Below are 11,250 nucleotides of genomic sequence, written 5' to 3' on the forward strand. Positions count from 1 at the left end.
TTTAAACTTGAAGGAGGATAATAATGGGTCACGATATTTTAGGTTATAATATGTCAGGAAAAGAAATTGCTTATGCACGTTTTAACATGGGGAATTATAATGCCACCATCCTTTATGATTTATTTGATGCCAATGACTATTATACCGGAGTCAGTGGTACAGGGGACAGCTCTACTTTTTCATTAGAACAATGTGAAATGGCTATGAATAAATTTAGTCATTTATACAATCGTTATATTACCAACTATTCAAATAACAGCGCTTTAATTCCGTGGGATTTAAAACAAATCCAGACTTTCGTGAATAACTGTTTAGCAACAGCTATAAAGGAAGGAAATGTAAAAGTGTTTTTTGGCTAATATCTTTATTGAAATATGTAGAGCCGTTCAAAAAGGTTATCGAATATACAACAGCGATCGATTAAAGAAGGGAAGATTTTTAATGATAGATTTACAAAAAAAGAAAGCTGTATCGTTTTTACAATTAGTTGCAACAGGTGAAGTACGTGAAGCATTCGATAAGTACATTGCTCCTGATTTCCGTCATCATAATCCCTATTTCCGCGGAGATGCTCAGTCTCTAATGCTTGCAATGGAGGAAAGCGCCGTCATGAATCCTCACAAAGTTTTTGAAGTAAAAAGAGTGATTGGGGAGGGGGACGTTGTTGCGGTTCACTCCCATGTAAAGCAAAGTCAGGATGATCATGGCGGAGCCGTTGTCCATATTTTCCGCTTTCATAACGACATGATCGACGAATTATGGGATGTCGGTCAGCAAATACCAGATGATTCTCCCAATGAAAATGGCGTGTTCTGAAATAGAAGATTTGTTAAATAGGGATCGTCAAGTTATTAATAAGGCATTAGTGAGAATGTTCCTCTTACTAATGCCATTTGTTTTTTCCTTCTATCGCTGATTTAAGTTCTTATTTTTTCCCTTTATTTCTACTGTGTGGAGTAGTAGGATTTCCTTTTACATCTACATCCTTTTCATTTTCCAATCCTGCATATTGCTTATAACCTTCTGGTTGGTATGCTTTATTTTTAGCCAATGATAACACCCCCTTCTCTTTTAAAATATCCACATCAAATATGAATATGTATTGAAATAATCGTTTAATTCCTCTATAGAAGTGTATAAATTTCAAATGTTTCAAACGACTACTTTACGCATGCTCTTTGAAAGAGCCAATAGAAATAAGAAAAAGGTTCATAAAAGGTCTTTCAACAACTAATTCGAGCACGCAACACTCAAAGAGGTCTATTAGAATCCTTCTCACTGACTTCGATCCTATTTTTCTAAATGAATTAAACTATTTGACCTCACTTTCAGAATAAATTTAAAAGTGGTAAGCTTATTGTTTTTAAAGAGAGGTGAAACAGGAAATCGTAGTACATATGTTAAAAATAGCCTCATATAATGATTGAATAAAAGCTTAATGTTTAGGTAATGGGTGGGTGGGATGTAAATTTATTGATTTTTTTAACTTCATTCAGCGAATGCTTTTGTACCGAGTCTTGCGACGGTTGATTGGAGGGGAACCAGGAACGCCAGCTCCAAACACAGATGTGCGAAGGGTCATTGAATATGCGCTTCAGAAGCTCCCTCGTGGGAAGGTTATTTTAGGAATGCCGCTTTATGGATATAATTGGACCATACCTCACCAACCTGGAACAATTGCGACAGCCCACTCCAATCAAAGTGCAGTGGAAGGAGCAATGAGATTTCAAACTCCCATTCATTATTCAACCGAATTCTAAGCACCTTATTTCCAATATCGGGATGAACGAGGTCAATCCCATGTCGTTTGGTTTGAAGATGTACGAAGCATCGGGGAGAAAATGCAACTCGTTCGTGAGTATGGTTTAAGAGGTCTCGGATTCTGGCAACTTACCCTCGGCTTCACACAAGGCCCATGGCTTCTAACCAAGTTCTTCACCATTCGAAATATTTAGAAGGGATACAATTCCAAAAACAGACTAAATACGTCTACGGCAACGTTTACATGACCAGTATACTGCTGACATCAACTAACCATCAGTGGGGGAGAAAACTCCACTGATGGAAGCTTCACTTAATAGGTTAAAATTCCCTGCATTAAAGTGCAGAATCATTGTAATGTATATAATGAAACACTTAAAATCGATCGTTTGCTATAGCTCTAAACTATAATTGAGCTTGTTCTTCGGCAATCGATTCTTTTAAATATTGGATATACACTTTTGCTAATGGACTGTTTGTGATATTTTTGTGTGTAATATAGCCAACCGTGATTTCCTCATCGATTTGTAGTGGAACAGCCACAATGTTTTCCCCATTCAGTTCTTTACTGATAACTCCAGTTGAAATTGTATAGCCATTAAGGCCAATTAAAAGATTAAATAATGTGGCCCGGTCGGTGACACGGATATTTTTCGGCCTTGAGATCGTACTTAATATTTCTTCTGAAAAATAAAAAGAGTTATATTCACCTTGTTCAAACGAAAGATAAGGATAAGGCAGTAAATCAGTTAACGTGACAAAATCCTTTTTCGCAAGCGGGTTTGTCGAGCTAATAAATACATATGGGGTTGCAACAAACAATTTGTGAAACTGCAAATTTCCTTCCCGTAAAAACTTATTAATGACCTTTTGATTGAACTCATTAATGTATAAAATTCCAATTTCACTCCGCAAGTTTTGTACATCGTCAATGATTTCATACGTTTTTGTTTCCCGTAAAGCAAATTCATATTCTTCGCGATGGTAATCTTTGAGTAAACGAACAAAAGCACTGACTGCAAAAGCATAATGTTGAGCTGATACAGAGAAGTGGTGTTGAGGTTCTTGGGTACCTGTATAGCGATTTTCAAGCAGTTCGGCCTGCTCGACAACTTGTCTTGCATATCCTAAAAACTCCGATCCTTCCGGAGTAATGATGATCCCTTTATTCGTACGTGAAAAAATTGTAATTCCCATTTCTTTCTCTAACTCTTTTAGTGCATTGGATAGACTCGGCTGACTAATAAACAAATTCTGAGCTGCCTGACTAATCGAATGACACCTCGCCACCTCAATCACATACCTTAATTGTTGTAACGTCATCTATTCTCTTCCTTTCCCGAGATGTTTCTGTGTTCCCTCTATTTTACTACGAAAATAGTGAAAAAGTCTTCGACATGTTTTAAATGGTAGTGGATTTTGAAATGATTAAATAATACAGCGTTCGAAGAGTGAACGGGTTATTGTTAATTAGTTGTGAAAAAAGAGACTGGCAATTCTTGAAATCTATTAATAAATATTATTCATATAAACAGGCGTTTTTTATGGTCGAGAAAGAAACCTATTACTTTTTTTTCAAGGATAGAGTCCATAGTGGGCGGTGTAGTGAGTGAGGACTCCCGTCCAAGAGTGTAATTGGAATGGACAATATTAAATGATTTTTAACTAATTATAGGCTCTGACATCAGGAACAACAACCTATAAGGAATCATACTTTGTTGTTGAGAGTATATCGAATATTTGATTATTTCAGTTCGAAACCTGATATCATCATTTTTTCATTCTCTCATGTCCGAAAAAAATAAAATGTGAATCAAGAGGAGGATAAAAATGCAAAATTTTCAATATGAGTTACAAAATTTAGAAATGGATCCTTACCAAGTGGGTGAGTTAACACAGGTATCTTATCAGGACGATCCGCGCGTGTTTGGTGGTGTTGGTGTCGGGTTTGGCGGAGGCGGCTTTTTTCGTTGTGGCGGGTTTAACTGTTTTAGATGCTCCAGTTGCTTCTTTAATTGCTTCAGCTGCTCCAACTGCTTTAGATGCCATAACTGTTTTAGATGTCATAACTGTCACCGTTGTTGGGGTTAATCGTTCTTTAAAAAATAAGTCATTTTATAATAAAAAGTGTCCCTGCATGACTGAATGCGGGGGCATTCTTTTTTGTTAAACATAAGGGACAAATAAAACGACATAGAATGATAGTGATTAATTGACGATGAAAAATATAGGAGGGGCGAAATGATAAAACTTGACTCGTCCATGCGTCTGAAAGTAAAAAGGGATACATTTTATTTACCGGATCCAGAAGGTGGGGTGTATGTTAGAAATAACGAAAACTCATTCCGCATGAAAGGAGGCACCATTTATCAGTGGATTGAAAAACTGATGCCCATGTTCAACGGAGAGCAAACAATGGAAGAATTAACAATGGGGTTAACCGCCCCCTATCGGAAAAGAGTATATGAGATTGGAGAAACGTTGTTACAGAATGGCTTTGTACGAGATGTAACTCAAGACAAACCTCATGAATTAAATGAAGCGACCCTTGAAAAGTACGCAGCTCAAATTGAATTTATTGAAAACTTTCTCCATTCTGGAGCTTATCATTTTCAAGAATATCGAAAGGCTAAAGCTCTAGTCGTTGGATCAGGTCCAATTCTCGTTTCAATGATTCATGCACTAATTGAATCGGGACTTCCAACATTCCATTTCATGGTGACGGAATCCCTACCGACTAATCGGCAACGGATTTATGAGTTCATACAGAATGCCCGTAAAACGGACGCTGAGGTGGCAGTAAGGGAGGTGCCGATTGAAAAAGAAGATCATAAAACATTGTGGAAACAAGCTATAGGGGCCTATGATTGCATACTTTATGTCTCGCAGGATGGGAATGTAAACGAACTAAGGGAGCTCAATTTCGTTTGCAAAGAGGAAAGAAAGATATTTATACCGGCGATTTGTTTAGATCAAGTAGGGTTATCAGGTCCAGTTGTTCATCCTGATGAGGATGGATGTTGGGAGTCTGCATGGCGTAGGCTCCATCAATCTGCCATAGTAACTGAACATAAATCGAACACGGTGTCTTCTACAACTGGAGCCCTTCTCGCAAATGTCACTGTATTTGAACTTTTCAAAAGGATGACAGGAATTGCAAGATCAACGAATCAAATTTACCTTCTTGATGTTGAAACATTGGAAGGGAAATGGTTATCATTCATTCCACATCCATTGGTTACATCTGCAAGTATTGCCCCTAGACTGGTTGAAGATGTGGATGTAAGGATGAAACAGGATGGAAAAAGAAACAACCCACCTCATAAACTTTTGGAATACTTTAGTGGACTAACCTCTGAAGAGATCGGAATTTTCCATACATGGGAAGAACGAAATTTGTCACAACTTCCCCTTACACAGTGTTTAGTTCAAGCTGTTAACCCCGTATCCGAGGGACCAGCAGAACTGCTTCCGGAAGTTATTTGTACTGGTTTAACCCATGAGGAAGCAAAAAGAAATGCCGGTCTAAGGGGCATTGAAATGTATGTGTCAGAATGGATTGAATCTTTGATCCGAAATCAGGAGGGGCCTACAGACCCTATATTTACGGAGGGGATAATAGGCATCGGTGCAGGAGAAACCATTGAAGAGGCGATATGTAGGGGGATACAAGTTTATTTAGATGAAAAATTAAGTAACCGAAAGGATGCTGGGCAAACCGGCAACTTTAATGTGCAGCTAGAATCTATCGAAGATCAGCGATGCAGAGTCTATCTAGATGCCCTAACTACCCTAAACGGTCCACCGATGATTAATTTAAAGGAGAATCTATTGGGTTTCCCTGTCATCGAGGTAAGATCAAATGGTCAAAGGTTTACTCGTGCCGGATTAAATATCACGATGGCACTAAGAAATGCGTTACAACAAGCACTTTTAGTGATGCAAAATGACCAAATAAATCCCATGGTAGTGGATGAAGAAAGGGAGCCGGTGAACTTTCGTGAAACTAACCAAATCAAACTCGATATACCCTCATGTAATTCCATGCCAAGATTGGAGCTATTACAATCCACTATTGAGCTCTTACACCAAAATGGCAAACGATTATTCGTCTATGATCTTGCGTTCGAACCTTTTTTAAACGAGGAACTTGCAGGGGTGTTTGGAGTACAGGTTCGAGAGGAGGGATGTTAGTGGCAGTGCAAATTCTACTGGATGGAAAGGGTTTATTAGCTGATTTGGTCGATTATCAATTATCATCACAAAACTATTTTCTAAAGCGTCAAAGTATATTAGATGAGGTGCCCGAAGAAATTGAATTCGTCCTCGTGCTTCACGATGCCTGGCATCCATCCTATTATCCAAAAGCAGAAACAAGAATCAGGGCCTTAAGTGTACCATGGCTTCGAGGGTTCGTTTCATTTGGAGAGGGAATCATTGGGCCATTCGTACGACCAAATGCCACGGGATGTTCCTGTTGTGCGGACATGCGGCGAATCATGGCGGGCCCTGATCGTCAAGAAATTTGGAGGTTTCAGGAAAATATGACGGAAGAGAATATTGGACTGCGGGATGCCTGGGTTACCCATTCGGGACTCTTTCAAATGGCAACATTGATCACGAATGAAGTCATGAGGGTGCTTCAAGGTCAATCTAGCAAATTAGAAGAAAAAATGTTCATGATCAATTTAAGAACGCTATCGACCTCCAGTCACTCTTTCCTACCTGACCCAACATGCCCGATGTGCAGCTCAATCCCTAATGATACAGCAGAATTAGCTCAAATTAACTTACAATCTAGTCTTAAATTAAATGGGGATTATCGCAGTCTTTCAATAGAAGAATTAAAAACAGAGCTAGCCAAAGGGTTCCTCGATTCTCGTACGGGGCTCATGAATGGGAAAATGCAGGATTTGCGACTGCCGTTTGCGGATGTTTTGGTGAACATGCCACTCTTTGGAGGAGATGAAGGGGTAGCAGGACGGACGAATTCTTATGAAGTAAGTGAGTTGACTGCGATTTTGGAAGGCTTGGAGCGATATTGCGGGATCAAGCCTCGTGGAAAAAGGACCGTTGTTCATGACAGTTATAATCAATTACAACATATCGCCTTAAATCCTAAAAGTGTAGGGGTTCATGAAAATGATCAATATGAAAAACCTGATTTTCCGTTTAATAAGTTTCATCCTGAAGCCCCAATGGACTGGGTCTGGGGATACTCGTTTTTACAAGAACGTCCGATTTTAGTTCCAGAGTTGCTTGCCTATTATAGTGTAAGTTGTGGGGAGGGCTTTGTCTACGAAACCTCAAATGGATGTGCATTAGGAGGAAGTTTAGAGGAAGCCATTTTCCATGCGATTATGGAGGTCGTTGAACGAGATTCGTTTTTGTTAACCTGGTATGCTAAACTTCCACTTCCACGGCTTGATCTTACTTCTGCTAACGATAAAGAATTGCAATTGATGGTGGACCGAATTCGTGATGTGGCCGGCTATGACCTTTATTTTTACAATTCGACAATGGAACATGGAATTCCAAGTGTTTGGGCCGTGGCAAAAAACAGAAGATCCAAGGGTGTCAACCTTATTTGTGCAGCGGGGGCAAACCCAGATCCGATCAAGGCTGTTAAAAGTACGATTTTCGAGTTAGCGGGAATGATGTTTAGGGATGATGAAAAATTAGAGTCCAACCGGCATGAATATGAAAAGATGCTACGCAATCCGTTTGCAGTCCGTAATATGGAGGACCATGGCATGTTATACGGTTTACGAGAAGCAGAGGAACGACTGGATTTTATCTTAAAGGAACATGGTCCATTGCGTACGTTTGCACAGGAGTTCAAACAACCTCCATCTCATACTGACTTTAAAGATGATCTTCAAGATATTCTTCAGAGGTTCCGCCGTTTAAACCTTGATGTCATTGTGGTTGACCAGTCTTCACCGATAACCAAACGGAATGGATTATTCTGTGTAAAGGTTTTAATTCCGGGCATGTTACCGATGACATTTGGGCATCATCTTACTCGTGTGAAAGGGTTGGAAAGGGTGCTTACGGTTCCGATGCAGTTAGGGTTTGCGAAGGAACCGTTAACATATGAAGAGCTAAATCCATATCCCCATCCGTTCCCATAACCTGAAGAATAGGAGGAAAGTGATATGGATTTTGATTCGTTTCTCTATCAACTTCATTTTGACACGGATAACATCTATCCACCAAATTGGCAGGTTGATTGGGAAGATGCACCACTTCCTTATAAACGATACAGCGACTTGCGAGCGGTCCCCCTTTCCATAGAAGTACCATTAACGCTCAAAAGGCAAGAAGCTCATCTAAACCCTAGCTTAGAAGAACTAGGTCATTTTTTATGGTATATATACGGGCTCTCTCAATACTCTCAAACTGCCATAATGGATGAATCAGTTGAAAAAAACGTGAGATTTACTGGGTCGTTACGGAGATTTGTTCCCTCTGGAGGGGCACTATATCCTAATGAATTATATGTATATGTTAAGCTCGATGATGTTCCGAACGGGATTTACCATTATGATGTGGCACATCATCGTCTTGTTTTGTTACGTGAAGGTAATTTCGATTCCTATTTATCTAGAAGTCTGGCAAATGATCGTTCTGTTTCCGACTGTTTTTGTACCGTGTTTGTCACGACTGTTTTTTGGAAAAATTTTTACAAGTACAATAACTTTTCCTACAGGCTTCAAGGGTTAGATGCAGGTGTGCTTATTGGGCAAACATTAGAAGTGGCCAACACGCTGGGGTACTCTACAAAGGTATGTTATCAATTTCTTGATCGGTCGATTAATCATTTACTTGGGTTATCACAGCAGAAGGAAAGTGTTTATGCCGTGATCCCAATCAGTATGAAACCATCCATTACTCAAGATGATTATCTTCAAAGAAAAGAAGAAACGGTATCTGCCTCCCAGTTGTGTCGAGAAATTCCAGAGTTGAATCATGTTTCTTATAATCGTTCAAAGAAAGTACTTGATTACCCGATGCTAAGAAAATTAAATGAAGCATCGATGATTGAAACAACAAAGTCATTTGTAAAAATAATGAAAAAGGCTGAACAGAAGCCTCTTTTAAATACGGAAATGGTCTTGTTGCCATTTACGGAGCGTTCTTCATATGATCTCGCAGATGTTTGCCAAAAGCGGTATTCACCTGATATTGATTTTATGTTAGGAAAAGTAAGCCAAACACAATTAAGTACTTTGTTGAAAGAGATCTATTCTTTCCCGTATCAAAATGACCTTGACGATACAGAGGGGCAGATCGGGAATCGGCTTTCTTTATATGGAAGTTTTTATAATATAGAGGGAGTTCCAAATGGTGCTTATTCTTATGACAATAGGACCCATGCCATTCGGAGACTAACCAAAGGAGACCATCGGGAGTATTTACAATCTGGATTAACCATGCCCAATGTAAATTTGTATCAAGTTCCACTCTGTATGCATGTAGTTGGAGATCGGGATCATCTTATAGAAAAATTAGGGTATAGAGGATATCGCATTCAACAGATGGAAGCGGGTATCCTCGTGCAACGTATGCTCTTAGTGGCGTGTGCATTAGGGATGGGAGGGCATCCACTATTGGGATTTGATGCGAACCAATGCGATGAGCTTTATAGAATCAATTCGAAAGGTAAAACCAGTTTGATTCAAGTTCCGGTCGGACCCTACCGTCCGCGCGCTTGGTTAAGGGGGAGTTTGCTCAGTTAGGTAAGAGGGATGTAGTGGTTATTTTATATACGGTTTTAATATAAGGTATCAAAAGTAGTAAATTTGATCGAAATCATAAATATAGGAAAATACCTCCTTTATGCCGTTGTTAACCCTGCATTGCATAAAGGAGGTAAGATTAACTAGAGTCACTTATGAATAACCACTCTAGTACCAATCGAAACTCTTGATGATAATTCTAGAACATCTTTATTATGCATTCGAATACATCCATGGGAAACATTTCTTCCGATTGATGCAGGATTATTTGTACCGTGTATCCCATAATGAGGTTTGGATAAGCCCATCCAAAGGACTCCAAAAGGACCTCCAGGGTGAAGCTGTTTATTAATAATGGTATATGTCCCAGAAGGGGTTGGTGATAATATTTTTCCAACAGCGATGGGATACGTTCTCAAAAGTCTGTTTCCATCAAAAAGTTTTAATTGATGTTTTGATGTAGATACGTCAATCCATCTCACCATATAAATCAACTCCGCTTTTTGAATAGTTTATGAAGTAAAATCCATTAGGTACCAGAATCACCTCAACGTAATTTTCTTACACAAATTGTAACGTATCAAAAAAGGGAAAATGTTTTAAGGATGGAAGTTCATTAAGATTGCTATCAAGCCTTTGGAACAATAGGAGAAAATTGAGATGGTTCATATTGGACTCATAAATGTATGTGTCAGACATCAATGTACCAAAGAATGTAAGTAAGCTGAGGAATACTATTTTCTCCGGCTTTTTTGTTATTTCTCATTTGAAAGGCTATCTTGTCCCCCTAGTCTCTGATTTATTAGGAACAGTCAATAATATCAGAGAAAAAAGCAGCTTTCGAACACTTCATAAGCTTCGATAATATTATCTAATTCAGACGATGTGCAATTAATACTTCAGTATGGATATATCCTGATTTGGCTATATCAATATCAATCAAGGTTCTTGCTATTTCAAATTGGGACGGTTAGTCTATACTACTAATGAAAGGAGCGAACACGTGGTTATGATGAATCAACAAACACCAGTAAGCGAATTACCTAAAATAAGCAAGCCAGCGAATCGTGCTCTTCATCAAGCTGGGTTTTATCGATTGGAGCAATTTACGCAAGTAACGGAATCTGAAATTATAAAACTCCATGGGGTTGGACCGAAAGCGGTGAGAATCCTCAATGAAGCATTAAAGGAAAAAGGACTATCCTTTGCCAAAAATCATAAGAAGGCAGGAGAATGATGGAAACAATCATCATTAAAGATCATATTAAGGTTTATTATGAAAGAGCAAAATCATTTCCAGAAGGGATTTTAACGGCCCATCAAACATTACATTCAATCATTCCTTTTTCACAACACAGAAGATATTTTGGTATATCGCGTCCTGAAGGGAAAGATGGTGTGATTGTGTATAAAGCAGCTGCTGAACAATTGGAAGAGGACCAAATTAAAAATTTTCCCCTTGATACTTTTATGATTGCTAAGGGGACATACCAATGCATAACTGTCCTTAATTATGCCAACGATCCACAAAACATTTCAAAGGCATTTGAAGAATTAACGGCTTTATCTACGATTGACCCGAAAGGCTATTGCATAGAATGGTATTGCAATGATCGTGATGTGAGATGCATGGTGAGGACTATTGAATAATGCAAGTGCCAGACGCCATCTAAAAGGCAATTGTCTGGCACTATTTTGTTTTATCATAATCAACAATTCCCTGTGACTTGTCGAAAGTGACTAAATC

The 11,250-nt window shown here is 38.9% G+C and carries 11 protein-coding genes and 1 pseudogene; 9 read left to right on the top strand and 3 right to left on the bottom strand.

The genetic code is table 11. From position 1 onward, the window contains the following. Positions 1-23: 23 nt before the first annotated feature. Both R4Z10_RS06690 and R4Z10_RS06695 read left to right on the top strand, forming a co-directional pair. Positions 24-359 carry a hypothetical protein gene (locus R4Z10_RS06690; protein ID WP_338472427.1) on the top strand — a complete coding sequence of 112 codons (336 nt, stop codon included), beginning with the start codon at positions 24-26 and terminating at the stop codon, positions 357-359. Between the two features lie 82 nt (positions 360-441). Then, on the top strand, positions 442-816 hold the full coding sequence (locus R4Z10_RS06695) for a nuclear transport factor 2 family protein (protein WP_338472428.1): 375 nt from the start codon (positions 442-444) through the stop codon (positions 814-816). A gap of 109 nt (positions 817-925) precedes the next feature. Here the strand turns inward: R4Z10_RS06695 and R4Z10_RS06700 are convergent, their stop codons facing one another. Next, on the bottom strand, positions 926-1,051 hold the full coding sequence (locus R4Z10_RS06700; protein ID WP_338472429.1) for a hypothetical protein: 126 nt from the start codon (positions 1,049-1,051) through the stop codon (positions 926-928). A 481-nt stretch (positions 1,052-1,532) separates the two neighbouring features. On the opposite strand from R4Z10_RS06700, the pseudogene R4Z10_RS06705 reads away from it, so the two are divergent. After that, positions 1,533-1,955: pseudogene (locus R4Z10_RS06705) on the top strand (glycosyl hydrolase family 18 protein); the annotation flags it as partial. Between the two features lie 211 nt (positions 1,956-2,166). On the opposite strand, the gene R4Z10_RS06710 reads toward R4Z10_RS06705, so the two are convergent. Further along, positions 2,167-3,084 (bottom strand): LysR family transcriptional regulator, encoded by a 918-nt coding sequence (locus R4Z10_RS06710; RefSeq protein ID WP_338472430.1) that lies wholly within the window; start codon positions 3,082-3,084, stop codon positions 2,167-2,169. A gap of 543 nt (positions 3,085-3,627) precedes the next feature. On the opposite strand from R4Z10_RS06710, the gene R4Z10_RS06715 reads away from it, so the two are divergent. From R4Z10_RS06715 to R4Z10_RS06730, 4 genes are all read left to right on the top strand, one after another. Further along, positions 3,628-3,852: a hypothetical protein gene (locus R4Z10_RS06715; RefSeq protein WP_338473176.1), complete on the top strand. Its 225-nt coding sequence runs from the start codon at positions 3,628-3,630 to the stop codon at positions 3,850-3,852. Positions 3,853-4,002: 150 nt separating this feature from the next. Next, positions 4,003-5,955, top strand: a complete 1,953-nt coding sequence (locus R4Z10_RS06720; RefSeq protein ID WP_338472431.1) for a putative thiazole-containing bacteriocin maturation protein — start codon at positions 4,003-4,005, stop codon at positions 5,953-5,955. After that, entirely contained in the window at positions 5,955-7,895 is a 1,941-nt protein-coding gene (locus R4Z10_RS06725) for a TOMM precursor leader peptide-binding protein (RefSeq protein ID WP_338472432.1), read from the top strand. Before R4Z10_RS06720 ends, R4Z10_RS06725 begins: the two co-directional genes overlap by 1 nt. Positions 7,896-7,919: 24 nt before the next feature. Continuing rightward, complete coding sequence (locus R4Z10_RS06730; RefSeq protein ID WP_338472433.1) at positions 7,920-9,503, top strand: SagB family peptide dehydrogenase; 1,584 nt, start codon at positions 7,920-7,922, stop codon at positions 9,501-9,503. A gap of 149 nt (positions 9,504-9,652) precedes the next feature. Here the strand turns inward: R4Z10_RS06730 and R4Z10_RS06735 are convergent, their stop codons facing one another. Continuing rightward, positions 9,653-9,988 (bottom strand): L,D-transpeptidase, encoded by a 336-nt coding sequence (locus R4Z10_RS06735; protein WP_338472434.1) that lies wholly within the window; start codon positions 9,986-9,988, stop codon positions 9,653-9,655. Positions 9,989-10,512: 524 nt separating this feature from the next. Between R4Z10_RS06735 and R4Z10_RS06740 the strand changes: the two genes are divergently transcribed. Beyond that, entirely contained in the window at positions 10,513-10,740 is a 228-nt protein-coding gene (locus R4Z10_RS06740) for a DNA-binding protein (RefSeq protein ID WP_338472435.1), read from the top strand. Further along, a complete protein-coding gene (locus tag R4Z10_RS06745) occupies positions 10,737-11,153 on the top strand; it encodes a transcriptional regulator (protein WP_338472436.1) in 417 nt (138 codons plus the stop codon). Before R4Z10_RS06740 ends, R4Z10_RS06745 begins: the two co-directional genes overlap by 4 nt. Positions 11,154-11,250: the final 97 nt, after the last annotated feature.

It is taken from the genome of Niallia sp. XMNu-256 (assembly GCF_036670015.1).
GTDB lineage: Bacteria > Bacillota > Bacilli > Bacillales > Cytobacillaceae > Bacillus_BD.